The following is an 18,481-nucleotide window of genomic DNA, read 5'->3' as shown; positions in this document are numbered from 1 at the left end:
TTAACACTCTTTTAGCGCTGGGTACGGTATGGGGACCATGCCGGCTCGCGCACATCACCATCGGCCAGGACCAGGCGCTGGCGAACCCGCGCATCGGCCGAAACGGCATACAACACACCACGGCCACCCTCACGGGCGGCATACAGCACCATGCTTGCGTTGGGCGCAAAGCTGGGCGATTCATCCAGCGAACCCGGGGACAGCGTGCTCCAGCGCGGCGAGCCCAGCGAGCTGTCCATCATCGCGATCTTGTAGCTGTTGCCCGACCCCTGCGCCACGGCGATTTTCTTGCCGTCATAGGACACCGAGGGCTTGGCGTTGTAGTTGCCCTGGAAGGTCACGCGCTCGGCGCTGCCGCCGCCGGCACCGACCTTGTAGACCTGCGGACGACCGCCACGGTCGGAGGTGAAATACACCGCGCTGCCGTCCGGCGCCCAGGTCGGCTCGGTGTCGATGGCGAAGTGGTTGGTCAGCTGGGTCAGCTGCTTGCTGCCCAGATCCATCACGTAGATTTCCGGGTTGCCCGAACGCGACAGGGTCAAGGCCAGCTTGCGACCGTCGGGCGAGAAGGCCGGGGCGCTGTTGATGCCGCGGAAGCTGGTGACCAGCTCACGCGCGCCGGTGGCGATGTTCTGGATGTAGATGGCCGAATTGCCACGCTCGAAGCTGACATAGGCCAGCTTGCCGCCATCCGGGCTCCACGACGGTGACAGCAGCGGCTCGGCCGAACGCACGATGGTCTGCGGGTTGTAGCCATCGGAGTCGGCCACCATCAGCGCATAGCGCATGGCGTCGCCCTTGCCGCTGGCGGTCACGTAGGCGATGCGGGTCCAGAAGGCGCCGCGCACACCGGTGATCTTCTCGTAGATGGCGTCGGCCATCTGGTGGGCGACGTCGCGCATGGCATTGCCACGGGCGGTCATCGCCAGGCCCAGCAGGCGCTCGCCCTTGGGCACGTCGAACAGTTCGTACTCGACGCGGTAGGCACCGGCACCGGCGTCGAGCACGCGGCCGACCACGATGTAGTTCTGCTTCAGCGCGCGCCAGGTGGCGAACTGGATGTCGCCGCCGCGCACCGGCTTCTCGACGATCTGCGCTTCCGGCAGCGTGCGGAACTGGCCCGAACGCTCCAGGTCGGCACGGACCACGCCAGCGACGTCGGTCTGCGGTGCAGCCGCCGAACCCTGGTAGGGCATCGGCACGATGGTGATCGGCAGCGCGGAGGCATTGCCGCCGATGATGTCGATATCCAGCCCCTTCTGCTGCGCGAGGGCAGCAAAGGGCAGCAACAGGGCCGCAAACACGGCAAGCCAGCGAGGCATCTTTTTCATGGAGCGCTCAATAGGGGGAAACCGGAACGAGGGATAGCAAAGCGGAAGTGAACCGCTTCGCAATCATGAACCAAGGGTACGTGAATTCCGGGTCAGTTCCAGCCCGTCTTCTCACATGTCGTTAACGTCACGGCTAACAACGCTGGGCAGACCTCGCTCGCCCCCCGTCTGTGAGGCCCCTACTCGGCCAGGAACCGCAGCCGGATCCGAGGCGAAAACACCTGCTCGAATCCGTAGTAGGGAAGTGGGCTTGAGGCCAGCACAGCTCTCTCCAACGAGTTCATGCCTTCCGCTTCGAACTCGCAAGGGGCCTCCACCTTGAATTGAATGACATGCCCTCCCGGCGCTTGATGGATCATTACCGGGCACAGCTGACCTCGATGGACCGTATAAGGCTTCACCCACTGAGCCAGGACCTGCGCGCGGATTGCCTCAACATACGCAGCCTTCTGGACGGCCTCTTCCGCTTCTTCGCTCGGCGTCGCCGCCTGGAGACAATCAATCCTCTGCATTGAACCGAACCCGTCCCGGCTGGGCGATCCGGCCTCGCCAAGCGGGATTTCCGAGCAGCAGGAGATTGCCCGGTCGAAACCGGGACCGCCAGAGGCTGATGCGACAAAGCAGGCAGGGGCAGTCCCATGCCCCTGCCCGATCAATCCTGCGCAGTGAAGGTCAGGTTGAGCGTGCGATTGAACACCGACTCGAAGCCGCGGTACGGCAACGGCTGCGCATTGAGCACCGCCGCCTCGATCGAGCGCTTGCCGGCCTCGTCGTACGGGCAGTTGGCGCCGACCTTGGCTTGCAGCACCTGCCCACCCGGGATCTGGGTGATGGTCACCTGACACTTCTGACCCAGTGGCACACTGTCCGGCCGGGTCCAGGTGTCACGCACCTTGGCCTGGATCGCCGCGGCGTACTTGGCCGTCAGGTCATCGCTGTTGCCACCGCCACCGGCGGCCGGCTGTGCGGCACCACTGGCACCTGCAGCGGCGGTACCGGCGGCATTACGCGCGGCGGCCACCTGGCGCAGCTTCTGCTCGGCCAGCTTGGCTTCCTTCTCGGCCTGCTCGCGGCGGGCACGGATCTCGGCGATCTTCTTCTGCTTTTCCGCCTCGGCCTTGTCCGCGGCCTGACGGGCCTGGTCGGCCAGCTTCTTCTTGGCGTCTTCTTCCTGCTGCTTGGCCAGGCGCAGCTTCTGCTCCGCTTCTTCCTGGCGCTTGCGTTCGGTCAGGTCGATCTGCTCCTGGCGGCGCTTGGCTTCCTGCTCCTGCTTGGCCTTCTCCTGCGAGATGGCCAGCGCGTTGGCCGCTTCCTGGTCCTTGGTGTCCGGCTGCGCGACACGCTCCTGCGCCTGTTGCTGCTGCGGCGTGGGCGCGTCCTGCGGGCGCGGTTCGGGAATCGGCTGCGGCGGCGGCACGGTGTCTTCCGGCACCGGGATCGGCTCGGCCACCGGCGGCGGCAGGTCTTCCAGCTTTTCCGACTGGCGCAAGGCCTGGCGCGCGGCGGACGCCTCGGACGCGGACAGCGCCAGGCTGGCCTCGACCGAGGGATCGCCTGCGGCGGCATCGGTGTTGCGTTCGGGCGACCACAGCCAGGCGCCGATGAAGATCAGCGCGACCAGCAGATGCACCAGCACTGCCAGCGCCAGGGGCAGGCCCCAGCCGGGTTCGCGCTGCTGCGGGGGTGGCAGGGCGTCAGCGTGCATCGGTGGCCAGGCCTACCTTGTCTACCTTGGCGCGCTTGATCACATCCATTGCGGCGATGACCTTTTCATAGGCCACGGCACGGTCTGCGGCGACGATCACGCGCACGCCCTTGTCCTGGGCGGCGATGCCGGCCAGACGGCCTTCCAGTTCCTCGGCCGAGACCGCGGACGGCTCCTTGGCGTCGGGCAGCTTCAGGCTCAGCTGGCCATCCTGGCGCACCGAGACGATCACCGGGTCCTGCTTGCTTTCCAGCGCCTTGGCGTTGGACTGCGGCAGATCGACGTCGAAACTCAGGGTGAGCAGCGGCGCGGTGACCATGAAGATGATCAGCAGCACCAGCATGACGTCGATGTAGGGAACGACGTTGATTTCCGATTTCAGCTTGCGGCGCTTGCGGCGACCGATGGCAGCGGACATGGCTTGGACTCCCGGGTCAGGCGCTTACTCGTCGCCAGCGCTCTGGCGCTGCAGGATGGAGCTGAATTCTTCGGCGAAGGTCTCGAAGCGGACCGACATGCGCTCCACTCGGGTGGTGAAGCGGTTGTAGGCCCACACCGCCGGAATGGCCACGAACAGGCCGATGGCGGTGGCGAACAGCGCTTCGGAGATGCCCGGGGCAACGGCGGCGATACCGGCCTGCGCGCCGCTGCTGATCATGTCGTGCATGGTCACCATGATGCCGAACACGGTACCGACCAGGCCCACATACGGCGCCGTCGAGCCAATGTTGGCCAGCAGTTCCAGGTTGCGCTCCAGCTGGTCGACTTCACGGGTGTAGGTGGTGCGCATGGCGCGCTGCGCGCCTTCCAGCTGCGCGCGGCCGTCCAGACGACGCTTGTCGCGCAGGCGGGTGTATTCGCGGAAGCCAGCTTCGAAGATCGCTTCCAGGCCGCCCACATTGCGACTGCGGTCGGTGGCCGAGCTGTACAGCTTGCCCAGGTCGGCGCCGGACCAGAAGCGGTTCTCGAACTCGTCGGCCTCGCGGGTGGCCTGCTTGAACACGCGGGCCTTGCGGAAAATGATCACCCAGCTGACGAACGAGCCGACCAGCAGCAGCAGCACGATGATCTTCACCGGCAGGCTGGCCTTGGCCATCAGTTCGAGGTAGTTGATGCCGCCGCCGGTGGTGGCCTGGGCAAGGGTCTGGGTCGCGGCGTTGCTGACATCGGCCGGCAGTGCCTCGGTGACCGTGGCCTGCAGGGCCAGGAGCGTTGCGATCATCCGTTGTTCCTCAAAGTTCGGATTCGGGGTGGAGGTGGGGTTGCAGCACAGCAAGGACGGCCTCGTCCATGCCACGCGGGCGGAAACTGGCCGCTTCCAGTGCGGCGATGCGGACCTGCGCAGACAGCAGCAGCTCGCCGTCGCGCAGGATCTGCTGGTTGAAGACCATGCTGGCCTTCTTCAGCTGGACCAGGGTGGCGCTCACCTGCAGGGTGTCATCCAGCCGTGCCGGCCTGATGAAGTCCATCTGCATCGAGCGCACCGCGAACACCATGCCGTGCTCGCTGCGCATGCGCTCCTGGCCGTAGCCCAGCGCGCGCATCCATTCGGTCCGGGCCCGTTCCATGAAGGCCACGTAGCGGGCGTGGTAGACCACCCCGCCTGCGTCCGTATCTTCCCAGTAAATGCGTGTCGGCCAACTGAATCGCGGCTCAACCGACATCAGGAACCTCCGCGAACAGGTCCTGCGGCGGGTTCTTCGGCTTCAGGCCCATGTGCCGGTAGGCCTTGTGGGTGGCCATGCGGCCGCGCGCGGTGCGCACCAGGAAGCCCTGCTGGATCAGGTAGGGTTCGACCACGTCTTCGAGCGTGCCGCGCTCTTCGGACAGCGCGGCGGCCAGCGATTCGATGCCGACCGGGCCACCATCGAAGTAGTCCACCATCGTTTTCAGCAGGCGCCGGTCGAGCTCGTCGAAGCCTTCCGGGTCGACCTTGAGCATCTTCATCGCCGCCTGGGCCACCGGCTCGTCGATGTGGCCACCGGCCTTGACCTGGGCGTAGTCGCGCACGCGGCGCAGCAGGCGATTGGCGATACGCGGGGTGCCACGCGCGCGGCGTGCGATCTCCCCTGCCCCATCGGCGGTGCAGTCGATGCCAAGGATGGTGGCCGAACGGCGCACGATCCGGGTCAGTTCCTCGACGCTGTAGAACTCCAGGCGCTGGACGATGCCGAAGCGGTCGCGCAGCGGCGCGGTCAGCAGGCCGGCGCGGGTGGTGGCGCCGATCAGGGTGAACGGCGGCAGGTCGATCTTGATCGAGCGGGCCGCGGGGCCCTCGCCGATCATGATGTCGATCTGGAAGTCTTCCATCGCCGGGTACAGCACTTCCTCGACTACCGGCGACAGGCGATGGATCTCGTCGATGAACAGCACGTCGTGCGGCTGCAGGTTGGTCAGCAGCGCGGCAAGGTCGCCGGCCTTTTCGATCACCGGGCCGGAGGTTACGCGCAGGGCCACGCCCAGCTCGTTGGCGATGACGTGGCTGAGGGTGGTCTTGCCCAGGCCGGGCGGTCCGAAGATCAGTACGTGGTCGAGCGCGTCGCCACGCCCCTTGGCCGCCTGGATGTAGATCTCCATCTGCTCGCGCACCGGCACCTGACCGAGGTAATCGGCAAGGCGCTTGGGGCGGATGCTGGCGTCGGCGGCGTCATCCTCGCGGGTGGCGCCGGCGCCGATGATGCGGTCGTCGGTCATGCCGTGATTATGCGGTAAATGGGTGCATTCCGGGGCCGGAAGCGCGGTAGCGCCGGCCGCTGGCCGGCAACCTCAACAGCAACAGCCAAAGCTGACTTCCTGGGGAATGACGGGGTGGGCCCGGTTGCGGGGGACGCTGCAAGTACGTCCATGTAAGCTCGGTCGCCGCATCCATGCGGCTCACGCCTCCGCAACCGGACCCACCCCTCCTTCGACAGATCTCCGCAATCTGCCGGAATGGCATGGCCGACTCTACCTGCTTTTGGTGGGTGTCGACCTTGGTCGACACGGTAGGTTGGATGGATCGACGGTGGAGATTAAATCTCCACCTGCGCGCCCAGTTCCACCAGCCGGTTGCCGGGAATGCGGAAGAAGCCGGTCGCCGGCGCGGCGTTGCGGTGCATCAGCGCGAACAGCTTGTCGCGCCAGATCGGCATGCCGCGGTTGGCAGTGGCCACGATGGTTTCGCGGCTGGCGAAGAAGGTGGTGTCCATCGGGTCGAAGTAGATGCCGCCGTGGTCACACGAGCGCATCAGCGCCAGCGGCACGTCCGGGGTTTCCATGAAGCCGAAGCGCACGTAGACACGGTAGAACTCGTCGCCCACCGATTCGATCTTCAGCCGCTGCCCCTCCGGCGCATACGGCACCGGCAGCGTGACCACGTGCAGGAACACGTTGCGCTCGTGCAGCACCTTGTTGTGCTTGAGGTTGTGCATCAGTGCGTGCGGGGCCACGGTCGGGTCGGCGGTGAGGAACACTGCGGTGCCCGGCACGCGTACCGGCGGTGCCAGCATCAGGCCCGGCAGGAAGGTATCCAGGCGGATGCCGTCCTTGCGGATCTCATCGCGCAGCAGCTCGCGGCCACGGCGCCAGGTGCGCATCATGGTGAACAGGAAGATGCCCAGCACCACCGGGAACCAGGCACCCTGCAGCAGCTTGGCGCCGTTGGCGATGACGAAGCCCAGATCAATGATGAAGAACACCACGCACAGCGGCAGCAGCCAGGCGCGCGCCTTCGGCCACAGCGAGCGCGCCACCAGGGCCAGCAGGAGGGTGTCGATCAGCATCGTGGCCGACACCGAGATGCCGTAGGCCACCGCCAGGTTGGAGGAGCTGCGGAAGGCCAGCACCAGGCCGATCACCATCACCGCGATGCCCCAGTTGATACCCGGGATGTAGATCTGGCCGATGGTGTCGTGCGAGGTGTGCTTGATGCGCATGCGCGGGATGTAGCCCAGCTGCATGGCCTGGCGCGAGACCGAGAACGCGCCGGTGATGACCGACTGCGAGGCAATCACCGCGGCCATGGTGGCCAGGATGATCATCGGATACAGCGCCCACGACGGCACCGCTTCGAAGAACGGATTTTTCACCGCCTCGGGGTGGTTGAGCACCAGCGCACCCTGCCCCAGATAGTTCAGCACCAGGCACGGCAGCACGAAGAAGTACCAGGCGTGGCGGATCGGCTTGGCACCGAAGTGGCCCATGTCGGCGTACAGCGCCTCGCCGCCAGTCACCGCCAGCACCACCGCACCGAGGATGAAGATGCCGTGCCAGCTGTGCTCCATGAAGAAGCGGATCGCCCACCACGGGTTGAAGGCCTTGAGCACTTCCGGCGCGTCGACGATGTTGTAGATGCCGATCGCCGCCAGCGAGATGAACCAGACCGAGGTGATCGGACCGAACGCCTTGCCGATCTTCTCTGTGCCGAAGCGCTGCGCGGCGAACACCATCAGCAGCACCACCACCGTGATCGGCACGATGAACGCATGCAGGCCGGGGGCGGCCACTTCGAGGCCTTCAACCGCGCCCAGCACCGAAATGGCCGGGGTGATCACGCCGTCGCCGAAGAACAGCGAGGCGCCGAAGATGCCGAGGATGCCCACCACATACGCCGAGCGCGAGCCGTTGCGCAGGGTGCGCTGGGTCAGCGCCATCAACGCCATGATGCCGCCTTCGCCATCATTGTCGGCGCGCATGATGATGGTCACGTACTTCAGGGTGACCACGATGTTCAGCGCCCAGAACGCCAGCGACAGCACGCCCAGCACGGTGTCATGGTCGCTGTTGAGCCCGTAATGCGGCGAGAACGCCTCCTTCAGGGTGTACAGCGGGCTGGTACCGATATCGCCGAAGACCACGCCGATCGCACCGATGATCAGCGCCATGCCTCCGGCCGGAGGGGCGTGGCCGTGGCCGCCTGGGGCGGTTGCGTGCGGGGTTTGACTGCTGGACATGGGACTCCTGGCGAAGCTCAGGCGGTTCGTTGAAGGGAGGGAAAGCGGCTCAGCGCAGCGCCGACTGCAGGGCCTTGCGGATCACGGTGGCCACTTCGTCGCCTTCATTGAAGGCGTCGCGGGCCATGCGCGCCGCTTCGGCCGGCTTGTAGCCCAGCTGCTGCAGCGCCACGGTGGCGTCGGACAGCGGGTCGGCCGGGGCCGGACCACTGCCGGTGGGCAGCGCGCCGCCGGCACCGAACTGGGCCGCGCGGTCACGCAGCTCCAGCACCATGCGCTCGGCGGTCTTCTTGCCGATGCCCGGAATGCGGGTCAGCGCGGTGATGTCACCGGCCTGGACCATGCGCGCGAACTCCTCGACGCTGACGCCGGACAGCACGGCCAGCGCGATCTTCGCGCCGATGCCGCTGACCTTCTGCACGTCGCGGAACAGGCGCCGCTCACCCTCGCGCAGGAAGCCATACAGCGAGACGCTGTCTTCCTTCTGCGAGTAATGGGTGTACAGGGTGACCTCGCGGCCGAGCTCGGGCAGGTCGTAGAAGGTGCTCATCGGCGCCTCCAGCTCGTAGCCCACTCCGTTCACGTCCACCACCAGCCACGGCGGCGCCTTGTAGGCGACGATGCCGCGCAGTCGACCGATCATTGCGTGCAGCTCCTCATTTGCGGCCCCACGCCTGGCGGGCACTGAGCCCCAGGCGGTTGGCCGTCGCCCTTACATGGGCGTGGGTGATCGCCACCGCCAACGCGTCGGCCGCGTCGGCCTGCAGCTTGGTTTTCAGGTTGAGCATGAGCCCGACCATGTGTTGAACCTGTTGCTTTTCGGCGCCACCGCGCCCGACCACCGCCAGCTTGATCTCGCTGGCAGCGTACTCGTGCACCGGCAGGTCGCGCAGCACCACGGCCGAGATGGCCGCGCCACGGGCCTGGCCCAGCTTCAGCGCCGAATCGGGGTTGCGGGCCATGAACACGCGTTCGATGGCCACTTCTTGTGGCTCGTATTCGCGGCACAGGTCGGCCAGGCCCAGCACCAGCAGTTTCATGCGCTGTGGGAAGTCGTCGGCGCCCAGCAGCACCAGCGGCTGGTGGTGCACGTGGCTGACGCGGCCGGCGGCATCAACATCGATGATGCCGACCCCGGTCCGCTGCGAACCGGGGTCGATGCCGAGGATGCGGGTCATGCGACGCTCCTGGCGGGGCGGAACGGGAAGCGCTGGCAGGCGTATGGGCTCATGACTGTCCGCGGTGACCGTTCAACGGCCCGCGCCCAGGCCGTCGAAGACGGCTCAGGCGTAGGCGTCGGCGCCGAGTTCGGCGTTGGAGTACACGTCCTGCACGTCGTCCAGGTCTTCCAGCATGTCCAGCAGCTTCTTGACCTGAAGGGCGACGTCGCCTTCGACCTTGATGTCATTGTCGGCGCGGAAGGTGATCTCGGCGTGGTCGGCGACATGGCCCGCAGCGGTCATTGCGTCCTTGACCGCGTTGAACGCGTCAGGGCTGGTGACCACATCGATCGAGCCATCGTCCGGGTAGACCACGATGTCATCGGCGCCGGCCTCGATAGCCGCTTCGGTGATGGCCTCCTCGTCGGCGCCCGGGGCGAAGCTGAGCACGCCCAGGCGCTTGAACATGAAGGCCACCGAGCCTTCGGTGCCCATGTTGCCGCCGCACTTGCTGAACGCATGGCGGACATCGGCCACGGTGCGCACACGGTTGTCGGTCAGGCAGTCGACGATCACGGCCACGCCGCCCGGGGCGTAGCCCTCGTAGCGGATTTCCTCGTAATCGACGCCTTCCAGTTCACCGGTGGCCTTTTTGATGGCGCGTTCGATCACGTCCTTGGACATGTTCACGGCCAGGCCCTTGTCCATCGCCACGCGCAGGCGCGGGTTGTTGTTGGGGTCGCCTCCACCGCCGCGTGCGGCAACGCCGATCTCACGGATGATCTTGGTGAAAATCTTGCCACGCTTCGCGTCGGACGCGTTCTTGCGGGCTTCGATGGAGGGGCCTCTACCCATGGGTGCTACCGTCTGGCTGCTTCAGGATCAAGGCGCGGATTCTACCTGATCAGGCGCTGCAACCGTGTCTAGGGCGGAGGGATGCCGCCGGGCATGGCCCGGTGAAGCGCGTGCGAACCAAGGTTCGCACCCACCAAGGCAGGACGGTTCGCACCTGCCTACGCGGCGGCGGCGTCGCGGCTGTGGTCGAACTGGCCGTGGCGCAGGAAATGCGCGGTCTGCCGGGCAGCGTCGGGCGACACCACCAGACCACTGTGGCTGGTACGCACCACGCAATGGTCGGCCAATCCCGGCAGGCGGGTCTCGGCCAGGGCCACGGTGCCATCAGAGGCGTCGTCCATCGCGCCCAGCAGGCTGCCCAGCCCATGCGGCACTGAGCCCGCGATCAGCCCAACCTCGGCCTTGCCCTGCCAGTCCGGCAGGCCGTCCAGCAGCAGCTCGCTGCTGCGGCCCAGCGCCAGGCCCCAGCCATGATCGGACAACGAGCGCGCGGTGCCACTGCCGCGCAGCGGCGAGCCCAGGCAGACCACGCGCTGCACCGGCAACTGCGGATTGCGTCGCAGCGCTTCCAGGGCCAGCAGCCCGCCCAGGCTGTGACCAACCAGCGACAGTGGGCCGGCGTCAGCCAGCCGCTCCAGCAGCTGCGGTACGGCCACGTCCGGACCACCGAACACCGAGGAATAACCAAACGCGTGCACCTGGAAGCCACGCGCGCGCAGGCGCCAGGCCAGCGGCCCGACCCAGGCGCGGGCATTCCAGATGCCATGCAGCAGCAATACGGGGGGAGTCATGCAAACAGCCTGGCAGTCAGCGGGGCAGGAACGTACGGTGATTGAACACGCGCGCGCAGCAAGCGGCGGTGAACATCAGGCCGCGCGCGGTGCGCGGCGAAGAATGAATTCGAGATCGTTCGTGTCGCCCACCGGGAACAGGTATTCGCCGGCCTTCTCGAAACCGTAGCGGGCGTAGAAGCGCTGTGCGCCGAAGTTTTCCGACCACACGCCCAGCCACAGGGTGCGTGGGCCTTCGTGTTCCAGCCAGGCCAGCGCGGTTTCCAGCAGGCGGCTGCCCCAGCCACAGCTCTGCTGGGTCTTGATCAGGTACAGGCGCTTGAGTTCGCCGTCACCAGGCTTCACGTCCGGGTGCGGCAGGCCACAGGGGCCGGCGGCGGCATGGCCGACCGCCTCCCCGTCCAGCTCCAGCAGCCACACCGCGTAATCCGGGTGGGCCAGGATCACGCGCTGGCGCTCGACCGTGTAGGCCTCCTCCAGGAAGGCCTGCAGGTCCTGCGGCGGGTACAGATGGCCGAAGGTTTCGGTGAACGTGCGGGCGGCCAGTGCCGACAGGGTCGGCGCGTCGTCCACAGTGGCGCGGCGGATCGAATACATACGGGAAGTTGACGTCAGCGCGAAGGGGCGGTCAAGCCTTTTCCGGCGATTCCGCTTCTTCGTCTTCCTCGTCCTCTTCCTCTTCGTCCTCTTCGTCCTCTTCGTCCTCTTCGTCCTCTTCTTCCTCTTCTTCCTCGCCGTCCTCGTCGTACTCTTCCTCTTCGTCGTCCTCGTAATCCTCGACGCCGAAGTCTTCACCGTCCCAGCGGCCTTCGCCGTCGGCGACGAAGGTCAGGGCCATCGCCGCCGGGTTGGTACCCACGCGGACCAGCCACCCCCCGAACACGCGTGCACGCTCGGTGACCAGATTGGCCTCGGCGCCTTCATTGCCCAGCTTTTCCCACTCCAGCGAAAACGCGAACTCGGTCATTGCCTGGATCTCCTGATCAGTTGGTCTTGGGGCGAACCTGGATGTGCACTTCGGCCAGCTGCGCGTCGACGATCGGCGACGGCGCGTCGGTCATCAGATCCTGTGCACCGGTGGTCTTCGGGAACGGGATGACGTCGCGGATCGACTCGGTGCCGGCCATCAGCGCGGCGATGCGGTCAATGCCGAAGGCGATGCCACCGTGCGGCGGCGCGCCGTAGTTCAGCGCGTCGAGCAGGAAGCCGAACTTGGCACGAGCCTCTTCGGCGCCGATGCCCAGCAGTTCGAACACCGCACTCTGCATGTCCGGGCGGTGGATACGGATCGAGCCGCCGCCGATTTCATTGCCGTTGAGCACCATGTCGTAGCCGCGCGAAACGGCGGTGCGGGCGTTGGCGCGCAGGTCGGCAATGTCGTCCACAGCCGGTGCGGTGAAGGGGTGATGCAGGGCGACGTAGCGCTGTTCTTCCTCGTCCCACTCGAACATCGGGAAGTCGGTGACCCACAGCGGCGCCCAGCCGTCGGCGACCAGGCCGAAGTCCTTGCCGGCCTTCAGGCGCAGCGCGCCCATGAAGTCGGAGACCTTGTTGTAGCCACCGGCGCCGAAGAACACGATGTCGCCGTTGCCGGCACCGACATGGGCGACCAGCGCGGCGAAGGACGCTTCGCTGAAGAACTTCTGGATCGGCGAGCTGATTTCGCCGTTGTAGGCGATCTTGATGTAGGCCAGGCCCTTGGCGCCGTACTTGGCGGCATGCGCGGCGTACTCGTCAATCTGCTTGCGCGACAGCGCTGCACCGCCCGGGATGCGCAGCGCGGCGACGCGGCCGTCGGCATCGTTGGCCGGGCCGGTGAACACGGCGAACTCGCTGTCCTTGACCAGTTCAGCCACGTCCACCAGTTCCAGCGCAATGCGCAGGTCCGGCTTGTCCGAACCGTAGCGACGCATCGCCTCGGCCCAGGTCATGCGCGGGAAGGTGGCGGCCAGGTCGACGTCGACCACTTCCTTGAAGATCGCGCGGATCATCGACTCGACGAAGTCCTGCACGTCCTGCTCGCGCACGAAGGCGAATTCCATGTCCAGCTGGGTGAATTCCAGCTGGCGGTCGGCGCGCAGGGCCTCGTCGCGGAAGCAGCGCGCGATCTGGTAGTAACGGTCGAAGCCGGCCACCATCAGTATCTGCTTGAACAGCTGCGGGCTCTGCGGCAGGGCGTAGAACTCGCCCGGGTGCATGCGCGCCGGCACCAGGAAGTCGCGTGCGCCTTCCGGGGTGGCCTTGGTCAGGATCGGGGTCTCGATGTCCTGGAAGCCCTTTTCGTCCAGATGGCGGCGCAGGGCCTGCACCAGCTTGATGCGGGTGCGCTGCATGCGCTGCATTTCCGGGCGGCGCAGGTCCAGGTAGCGGTACTTCAGGCGGGTTTCCTCGCCCGGATTCTCGTGGGCGTGGAACGGCAGCGGCGCGGCCTTGTTCAGCACGGTGATGGCGGTGGCGATCACTTCCACCTTGCCGGTGCGCATCTTGTCGTTCACCGCGTGGCGGGCACGCACGACGCCTTCCACCTGCAGCACATCCTCGTAGCCCAGCGACGCGGCCACGGCGAACACGTCGGCGTTGTCGACTTCCACGGTCACCTGCACGATGCCTTCATGATCTCGAAGATCGATGAAGCAGACGCCGCCCTGGTTACGGGCCACGTCGGTCCAACCGGCGAGGGTGACAGTCTGGCCAATCAGGGTCTCATCGACCAGGCCGCAGAAGTGGGTACGCATGGGGGAAGCTCCGCTGGAGAACGCCGGCACCGGATGGGGGCCGGAAAGCCTCGTATTCTGCGGCCGAGGCCCCGGCCGGGGCAAATCCGGCCAGTCACACCGGCTTGATCGCCCCCCTCCCTATAGTCGGGCACCTGCCACCGTATGGGATGCCGCCATGAAACCGCTGTCCCTGGCCAGCCTGGCCGTAACCCTCAGCCTGGGTGCCGCGGGCACCCTTGCCCTGCCCGCCCCTTCCGCGCATGCGCAGAGCGGCGTGGTCCGCTGCGAAAGCCAGAACAACCGCGAACGGGTCTGCAACACCGGCTGGCGCAATGCGCAGCTGGTGCGCCAGCTGTCCGGCTCGGACTGCGATGAAGGACGCACCTGGGGCAGCCGTAACGGCAGCATCTGGGTCACCAACGGTTGCCGCGCCGAATTCGTCGAGGCCCGCGGTGGCTGGGGCGGCGGCAATGGCAATGGCAATGGCGGTGGCTGGGGCGGCAACAACGGCCGGCCTGGCGAGACCATCCGCTGCGAGAGCCAGAACAACCGCGAGCGCAGCTGCCCGGTCGGCTGGCGCAATGCCCGCCTGGTCCGCCAGCTGTCCGGCAGCCCCTGCAACGAAGGGCGTACCTGGGGCGTGCGCAACGGCGCGGTCTGGGTCAGTGGCGGCTGCCGTGCCGAATTCGCCGAAGCCCGCGGCTGGGGCGGTGGTGGCGGTGGCTGGGGCGGCGGCAACAGCAATTACTCGGTTACCTGCAGCAGCAACAACAACCGCTCGCAGACCTGCGACTGGGATGAGCGCCAGGGCCGCCCGGTGCTGCAGCAGCAGCTGTCCGGCAGTGCCTGCCAGGAAGGCCGCAGCTGGGGCTACTCACGTGGCCAGGTGTGGGTGAGCAACGGCTGCCGCGCGCGTTTCGGTACGCGGTGACTACAGGGTCGGGGTCAGAACCCTCCGCAGGAGGGATCCGACCCCGGGATCACGGCGCGGATGCTTTGTCGTCGCCCCACGGTGCAGGCGGCAGGTCGACCGGCTTGCTCAGATCGAACTGCACGCGGAAGCGGCGGCCTTCCGGGCGGGTCAGCTCGTAAACGAACGTCTGGTCGGGATCGATTTCCATCGCCCACGTGTTGTGCGTGGAGGCCAGCATGTCGGCGCGGCGGAACATCGCCACCGAATCGGCATCGGTCGGGAACTGCTGGCGCCCGGCAGTGCCCGGCGGCGTGCTGTCGCCACCGTACAGGGTGATCGCGTCGGGGCTGCCGTCTTCATGGCGATGGTCATGCTTCAGGCGCAGCCCGTTCGGCGTGCGGGTCAGCACCCAGGTCCGCGAGTGGTCATCACCGACATGGAACGGGATGCGCAGCTCATGTGCTGGGTCGGCACAGCCGCGCACGTGCATCACCAGGCGCTGCCCGGCGAACGGGTCCTTCCCGGTCGGTGCCGGCGTATCTTCCACCACCTTGCCGGCATAGGCCTGGCCGCAATGCGCGGCGATGGCGGCCATGAAGGCATCGGCCGGTGCGGTCGCCAGATCATGGGCGACCGTATCGGAGCGCTGCGAACACGCAGCGAGGCTGAGCAGGAGGACGGAAGCGGTGACGGCGGCAGGCAGTTTCATCCCCCAACCCTAACGGTCATGGCCGAAGTGCGCAAACCGCACGCGCAGCATCCGCTCAGCGATCGAGGGGAGATGCCGCCGGCAGTGTTTCTGTGGCTGCCACCGGCGCGGCTTCGCCTTCACCCGCGGGTTCCTGTTCGACCGGATCGACATCGAACGGGGTGCGGAACACCAGCGACGGCAGCAGCGTGGTCAACGCCGCATAGAGCAGCAGCGCGCCGAACAGCACTGCCGGAATCTGGAAGCGCTCGCGCATGATCGCCGCCAGCACCAGGGTGAAGATCAGCGTCGGCGCCAACGCCAGCGAGACCCGCAGGCTGCTGCGGAAGCTCTCGCCGAACATTACCCGGCGCTGCAGCCAGACCACGCCGATGCGCAGCGGCAGCACCACCAGGGTGATCACGATGCCCAGCCCCAGCGCCTCGAAGCTGAGGGCTTCGGCGGGCACCTTGGTGCCGGCGTTGAAGAAGTAGAACGGCACGAAGAACGAGGCGAACAGGCGCAGCGCATGCAGGTTCTCGTGCGAGGCCAGCAGCGGCATGCGCTGGTGCAGCAGGCGCGCGACCAGCCCGGCGATGAACGCGCCGACCAGGTAGTACACGCCCAGCAGGTAGGTGATGTACGCCGCGACCATGCCCACCATCACCAGCAGCGAAAATTCCGAGCCCGGCGCGTGCGGCGCCACCCAACGGCCCAGGCCGATGAACAGCAGCGGCAGGCCGACCATCATCGCCAGCAGGGCCAGGCTCGACAGCGCCATATGCCCCGGATCGCCGGCCTGCAGCACGATGAACAACGCCGCCAGCGCCAGCAGTTCGCCGGCGATGGCCTTGCTGGTCACCCAGAACCGCTCGTCCTCGCTCAGGCCCAGCCGCGACAGCGAATCCATGATGAAACCGGTAGAGGGCGTCAGCAGCGCCAGGGCCAGCAGGCCTGCAGCCTGCCAGGGCAAACCCGCGTAGCGCCAGGCCAGCCAGCCCACGCCGAACAGCGTGCCGGTACGGATCACCAGATGCGCCAGCAGCGGCCACATGCCACGGCGCAGCGCCTGCAGGTCCACTTCCAGGCCGGCGAACAGGAACAGCGAGGAAATCCCCAGCGTGGCCAGCAGGCCGATCACCGCATCGTGGGCCTGGTCGCCCAGCCAGAGCATGCCGATGATGCCGAACAGCAGGCAGGTCAGTGGTGCGGGCAGGCTGAAGCGCTGCAGCGCTCGCGGGATCACCAGCAGCGCGAAGATCAGCAGCAGGTAGATCAATTCATGGCTCATCGGGGTCTTCCGTGGGGTTCGAACGCGCGCAGGATGCGCGCGCCGAACCGATCCGGCAAGCCACGTTTGAATGACCCCGGTTACCTCATCCAATCAGTCGATCGGCGATCCGGCCCACCTGGGCCAGCACCAGGGCGCGCTGCTCGTTGCTGATCGCACCGGCCTGCAGATAGGCGGTCAGCACCCACGGCGCGCTGCCAGCGCGCGGCCACAACACGGCAATATCGTTGCGCGCGTCCTCGCCATTACTGCCGGTCTTGTCGCCTACCCGCCAGCGCTTGCCGAGGCCCGCGCGCAGGCAGGTGTCGCCGGTTTCGTTGTCGATCAGCCAGTCGGCCAGCTGCTGCCGCGATGCCGGCTGCAGCACTTTCCCCAGCACCACACGCTGCAGCGAACCAGCCATCGCCGCCGGCGTGGTGGTGTCGCGCGGGTCGCCTTCGGCGAAGCTGTTCATTTCCGGCTCCAGCCGGTCGCTGCGGCTGACCGTATCGCCGCTGGCACGCAGGAACGCGGTGACCGCTGGCGGCCCACCGACCACGCCAAACAACAAGTTGGCAGCGGTGTTGTCGCTGGTGATGATGGTGGCCCGGCACAGGTCGCGCACGGTCATGTCCTTGCCGACGTGGCGGCGGGTCACCGGCGCATGCGAGAGCAGGTCGGCTTCGCGCACCGGCACGCGCCGGTCGAGCAGCGAAGGGGTGCGCTCGGCCTGGCTGAGCACGGTGGCGGCCAGCATGCTCTTGAAGGTGCTGCACATTGGGAACCGCTCGTTCTGGCGGTGCCCGATGCGGCGACCGCTTGCAGTATCGAGCAGGGTCACGCCCAGGCGACCGGCGCAGGCCTTCTCCAGCGCCGCGAAGTCGGTGGCGGCGGCGACGGCGGCGTCGGTCGCGGCGGCGGCCGGGGGCGTGACCGCCGCACGTGCGAGCAATGGCAGGGAAAGCGAAGAGGCAACGGCAACAACACTGGACTGCAGGAATCTGCGACGGGCAAGCATGCGGGGTTCTCCTGTTGGCCGTCCGATTATTGAAATCCATTGCGGGAGTGACCAGCGCGAAAATTCAGCGGAAGACATGAGAAAAATTCACGCATGACGCAATCAACCCATTGAGATTCCAGACATCCCCCCTCAGGGGGTACGATCCGCCATCATCCTGGCTCACGACTCGCCGATGCTGCACCCTACCCTGCCCCTGAATGCGCTGCGCGCCTTCGAAGCGGCCGCGCGCCACCAGAACTTCACCCGCGCCGCACTGGAGCTGTGTGTCAGCCAGGCCGCGTTGAGCCACCAGATCCGTGGGCTTGAAGACAGGCTCGGCATCCGCCTGTTCCATCGCCTGCCACGCGGCGTGGCGCTCACCGACGAAGGCGCGGCGCTGTATCCGGTGCTCAACGAATCGTTCGAGCGCATCTCGGCCAGCATCGCGCGCTATACCGGTGGACCGGCGCGCGAGGTGCTGACCCTGGGCGTGGTCGGTACCTTCGCCACCGGCTGGCTGCTGCCACGGTTGGCTGCGTTCGAGAGCACGCATCCAGACATCGAGCTGCGCCTGCAGACCCACAACAACCGCATCGACCTGGCCGGTGAAGGGCTGGACCTGGCGATCCGCTTCGGTGATGGCGACTGGCAGGGCCAGGCGTGCTCGGCGATACTCGATGCGCCGTTCACACCGCTATGTGCGCCTGCGCTGGCACGACGCCTGAAGCAGCCGCGTGACCTCGGCACGCTGCCGCTGCTGCGCTCCTACCGCAGCGACGAGTGGCCGCGCTGGCTGCAGGCAGCCGGGGTCAGCGGCGTGGAGGCGCGCGGGCCGGTGTTCGATTCCTCGTTGACGGTCGCGATGGCGGCCGCCGGTGGCGCCGGTGTGGCGCTGCTGCCGTTGCGCATGTTCGAGCAGGAACTGGCTGAAGGCCGTCTGCTGCAGCCGTTTGGCACCACGCTGGAGCTGGGGCGTTACTGGCTGACACGGCTGCGCTCGCGCGCCGAACGTGAGCCGGCCAAGCGCTTCCGCGAATGGCTGCAGGCGCAGGGATGAAAAAGGGGACGGAGGGGATTAAGTCGTTTGTGCCACAAACGACTTAATCCCCTCCGTCCCCTT

Annotated in this window: 20 protein-coding genes; 2 read left to right on the top strand and 18 right to left on the bottom strand. The window is 66.9% G+C overall.

What is annotated here, in order from left to right:
• Nucleotides 1-11: 11 nt before the first annotated feature.
• From tolB to aspS, 15 genes are all read right to left on the bottom strand, one after another.
• The gene (gene tolB, locus D7Y61_RS18955) at nt 12-1,331 is read right to left on the bottom strand and encodes a Tol-Pal system beta propeller repeat protein TolB (protein WP_180868539.1); all 1,320 of its coding nucleotides are present in this window, start codon (nt 1,329-1,331) and stop codon (nt 12-14) included.
• A gap of 179 nt (nt 1,332-1,510) precedes the next feature.
• On the bottom strand, nt 1,511-1,843 hold the full coding sequence (locus D7Y61_RS18950; protein WP_180868538.1) for a TonB C-terminal domain-containing protein: 333 nt from the start codon (nt 1,841-1,843) through the stop codon (nt 1,511-1,513).
• A gap of 140 nt (nt 1,844-1,983) precedes the next feature.
• Entirely contained in the window at nt 1,984-3,036 is a 1,053-nt protein-coding gene (gene tolA / locus D7Y61_RS18945) for a cell envelope integrity protein TolA (RefSeq protein WP_180868537.1), read from the bottom strand.
• Nucleotides 3,026-3,454, bottom strand: coding sequence for a protein TolR (gene tolR / locus D7Y61_RS18940; RefSeq protein ID WP_099479207.1), 429 nt, complete (start codon nt 3,452-3,454; stop codon nt 3,026-3,028). The genes tolA and tolR overlap by 11 nt, the downstream gene beginning before the upstream one ends.
• 24 nt (nt 3,455-3,478) lie before the next feature.
• Nucleotides 3,479-4,258 carry a protein TolQ gene (tolQ, locus tag D7Y61_RS18935; RefSeq protein WP_006438802.1) on the bottom strand — a complete coding sequence of 260 codons (780 nt, stop codon included), beginning with the start codon at nt 4,256-4,258 and terminating at the stop codon, nt 3,479-3,481.
• Between the two features lie 10 nt (nt 4,259-4,268).
• The gene (gene ybgC / locus D7Y61_RS18930) at nt 4,269-4,700 is read right to left on the bottom strand and encodes a tol-pal system-associated acyl-CoA thioesterase (protein ID WP_180868536.1); all 432 of its coding nucleotides are present in this window, start codon (nt 4,698-4,700) and stop codon (nt 4,269-4,271) included.
• Nucleotides 4,690-5,730 (bottom strand): Holliday junction branch migration DNA helicase RuvB, encoded by a 1,041-nt coding sequence (gene ruvB / locus D7Y61_RS18925; RefSeq protein ID WP_180868535.1) that lies wholly within the window; start codon nt 5,728-5,730, stop codon nt 4,690-4,692. Before ruvB ends, ybgC begins: the two co-directional genes overlap by 11 nt.
• Nucleotides 5,731-6,047: 317 nt before the next feature.
• Entirely contained in the window at nt 6,048-7,967 is a 1,920-nt protein-coding gene (locus D7Y61_RS18920) for a potassium transporter Kup (protein WP_180868534.1), read from the bottom strand.
• 49 nt (nt 7,968-8,016) lie between these two features.
• Entirely contained in the window at nt 8,017-8,610 is a 594-nt protein-coding gene (gene ruvA, locus D7Y61_RS18915; RefSeq protein WP_014648163.1) for a Holliday junction branch migration protein RuvA, read from the bottom strand.
• Between the two features lie 13 nt (nt 8,611-8,623).
• Nucleotides 8,624-9,145 (bottom strand): crossover junction endodeoxyribonuclease RuvC, encoded by a 522-nt coding sequence (gene ruvC / locus D7Y61_RS18910; RefSeq protein ID WP_180868533.1) that lies wholly within the window; start codon nt 9,143-9,145, stop codon nt 8,624-8,626.
• A gap of 105 nt (nt 9,146-9,250) precedes the next feature.
• The gene (locus D7Y61_RS18905) at nt 9,251-9,982 is read right to left on the bottom strand and encodes a YebC/PmpR family DNA-binding transcriptional regulator (RefSeq protein ID WP_099552808.1); all 732 of its coding nucleotides are present in this window, start codon (nt 9,980-9,982) and stop codon (nt 9,251-9,253) included.
• A 158-nt stretch (nt 9,983-10,140) separates the two neighbouring features.
• On the bottom strand, nt 10,141-10,773 hold the full coding sequence (locus tag D7Y61_RS18900) for an esterase/lipase family protein (protein ID WP_043035110.1): 633 nt from the start codon (nt 10,771-10,773) through the stop codon (nt 10,141-10,143).
• Between the two features lie 75 nt (nt 10,774-10,848).
• Nucleotides 10,849-11,370, bottom strand: coding sequence for a GNAT family N-acetyltransferase (locus D7Y61_RS18895; RefSeq protein ID WP_005410760.1), 522 nt, complete (start codon nt 11,368-11,370; stop codon nt 10,849-10,851).
• A gap of 31 nt (nt 11,371-11,401) precedes the next feature.
• On the bottom strand, nt 11,402-11,740 hold the full coding sequence (locus D7Y61_RS18890; RefSeq protein ID WP_180868532.1) for a DNA primase: 339 nt from the start codon (nt 11,738-11,740) through the stop codon (nt 11,402-11,404).
• Between the two features lie 16 nt (nt 11,741-11,756).
• Nucleotides 11,757-13,508, bottom strand: coding sequence for an aspartate--tRNA ligase (aspS, locus tag D7Y61_RS18885; protein WP_180868531.1), 1,752 nt, complete (start codon nt 13,506-13,508; stop codon nt 11,757-11,759).
• 157 nt (nt 13,509-13,665) lie between these two features.
• Here aspS and D7Y61_RS18880 point away from each other — a divergent pair, with 157 nt between their 5' ends.
• Nucleotides 13,666-14,421 carry a DUF3011 domain-containing protein gene (locus D7Y61_RS18880; protein ID WP_180868529.1) on the top strand — a complete coding sequence of 252 codons (756 nt, stop codon included), beginning with the start codon at nt 13,666-13,668 and terminating at the stop codon, nt 14,419-14,421.
• A 49-nt stretch (nt 14,422-14,470) separates the two neighbouring features.
• On the opposite strand, the gene D7Y61_RS18875 is transcribed toward D7Y61_RS18880, so the two are convergent.
• From D7Y61_RS18875 to blaL2, 3 genes are all read right to left on the bottom strand, one after another.
• On the bottom strand, nt 14,471-15,112 hold the full coding sequence (locus tag D7Y61_RS18875) for a hypothetical protein (protein WP_180868527.1): 642 nt from the start codon (nt 15,110-15,112) through the stop codon (nt 14,471-14,473).
• Nucleotides 15,113-15,167: 55 nt separating this feature from the next.
• Nucleotides 15,168-16,382, bottom strand: coding sequence for a cation:proton antiporter (locus D7Y61_RS18870; protein ID WP_180868525.1), 1,215 nt, complete (start codon nt 16,380-16,382; stop codon nt 15,168-15,170).
• Nucleotides 16,383-16,467: 85 nt separating this feature from the next.
• Nucleotides 16,468-17,379: a L2 family extended-spectrum class A beta-lactamase gene (gene blaL2, locus D7Y61_RS18865; RefSeq protein WP_180868523.1), complete on the bottom strand. Its 912-nt coding sequence runs from the start codon at nt 17,377-17,379 to the stop codon at nt 16,468-16,470.
• A gap of 175 nt (nt 17,380-17,554) precedes the next feature.
• Between blaL2 and ampR the strand changes: the two genes are divergently transcribed.
• Complete coding sequence (gene ampR / locus D7Y61_RS18860; RefSeq protein WP_180868521.1) at nt 17,555-18,418, top strand: LysR family transcriptional regulator AmpR; 864 nt, start codon at nt 17,555-17,557, stop codon at nt 18,416-18,418.
• Nucleotides 18,419-18,481 lie beyond the last annotated feature (63 nt).

This window comes from Stenotrophomonas maltophilia (assembly GCF_013464485.1).
GTDB classification, from domain to species: Bacteria; Pseudomonadota; Gammaproteobacteria; order Xanthomonadales; family Xanthomonadaceae; genus Stenotrophomonas; species Stenotrophomonas maltophilia_AW.
This window is presented reverse-complemented; position numbering and strand designations above follow the sequence as displayed.

What these genes read in the sequence shown, in the direction of transcription:
- tolB (WP_180868539.1), bottom strand. Translation starts at nt 1,331, where the DNA reads ATGAAAAAGATGCCTCGCTGGCTTGCCGTGTTTGCGGCCCTGTTGCTG.
- D7Y61_RS18950 (WP_180868538.1), bottom strand. Translation starts at nt 1,843, where the DNA reads ATGCAGAGGATTGATTGTCTCCAGGCGGCGACGCCGAGCGAAGAAGCG.
- tolA (WP_180868537.1), bottom strand. Translation starts at nt 3,036, where the DNA reads ATGCACGCTGACGCCCTGCCACCCCCGCAGCAGCGCGAACCCGGCTGG.
- tolR (WP_099479207.1), bottom strand. Translation starts at nt 3,454, where the DNA reads ATGTCCGCTGCCATCGGTCGCCGCAAGCGCCGCAAGCTGAAATCGGAA.
- tolQ (WP_006438802.1), bottom strand. Translation starts at nt 4,258, where the DNA reads ATGATCGCAACGCTCCTGGCCCTGCAGGCCACGGTCACCGAGGCACTG.
- ybgC (WP_180868536.1), bottom strand. Translation starts at nt 4,700, where the DNA reads ATGTCGGTTGAGCCGCGATTCAGTTGGCCGACACGCATTTACTGGGAA.
- ruvB (WP_180868535.1), bottom strand. Translation starts at nt 5,730, where the DNA reads ATGACCGACGACCGCATCATCGGCGCCGGCGCCACCCGCGAGGATGAC.
- D7Y61_RS18920 (WP_180868534.1), bottom strand. Translation starts at nt 7,967, where the DNA reads ATGTCCAGCAGTCAAACCCCGCACGCAACCGCCCCAGGCGGCCACGGC.
- ruvA (WP_014648163.1), bottom strand. Translation starts at nt 8,610, where the DNA reads ATGATCGGTCGACTGCGCGGCATCGTCGCCTACAAGGCGCCGCCGTGG.
- ruvC (WP_180868533.1), bottom strand. Translation starts at nt 9,145, where the DNA reads ATGACCCGCATCCTCGGCATCGACCCCGGTTCGCAGCGGACCGGGGTC.
- D7Y61_RS18905 (WP_099552808.1), bottom strand. Translation starts at nt 9,982, where the DNA reads ATGGGTAGAGGCCCCTCCATCGAAGCCCGCAAGAACGCGTCCGACGCG.
- D7Y61_RS18900 (WP_043035110.1), bottom strand. Translation starts at nt 10,773, where the DNA reads ATGACTCCCCCCGTATTGCTGCTGCATGGCATCTGGAATGCCCGCGCC.
- D7Y61_RS18895 (WP_005410760.1), bottom strand. Translation starts at nt 11,370, where the DNA reads ATGTATTCGATCCGCCGCGCCACTGTGGACGACGCGCCGACCCTGTCG.
- D7Y61_RS18890 (WP_180868532.1), bottom strand. Translation starts at nt 11,740, where the DNA reads ATGACCGAGTTCGCGTTTTCGCTGGAGTGGGAAAAGCTGGGCAATGAA.
- aspS (WP_180868531.1), bottom strand. Translation starts at nt 13,508, where the DNA reads ATGCGTACCCACTTCTGCGGCCTGGTCGATGAGACCCTGATTGGCCAG.
- D7Y61_RS18880 (WP_180868529.1), top strand. Translation starts at nt 13,666, where the DNA reads ATGAAACCGCTGTCCCTGGCCAGCCTGGCCGTAACCCTCAGCCTGGGT.
- D7Y61_RS18875 (WP_180868527.1), bottom strand. Translation starts at nt 15,112, where the DNA reads ATGAAACTGCCTGCCGCCGTCACCGCTTCCGTCCTCCTGCTCAGCCTC.
- D7Y61_RS18870 (WP_180868525.1), bottom strand. Translation starts at nt 16,382, where the DNA reads ATGAGCCATGAATTGATCTACCTGCTGCTGATCTTCGCGCTGCTGGTG.
- blaL2 (WP_180868523.1), bottom strand. Translation starts at nt 17,379, where the DNA reads ATGCTTGCCCGTCGCAGATTCCTGCAGTCCAGTGTTGTTGCCGTTGCC.
- ampR (WP_180868521.1), top strand. Translation starts at nt 17,555, where the DNA reads ATGCTGCACCCTACCCTGCCCCTGAATGCGCTGCGCGCCTTCGAAGCG.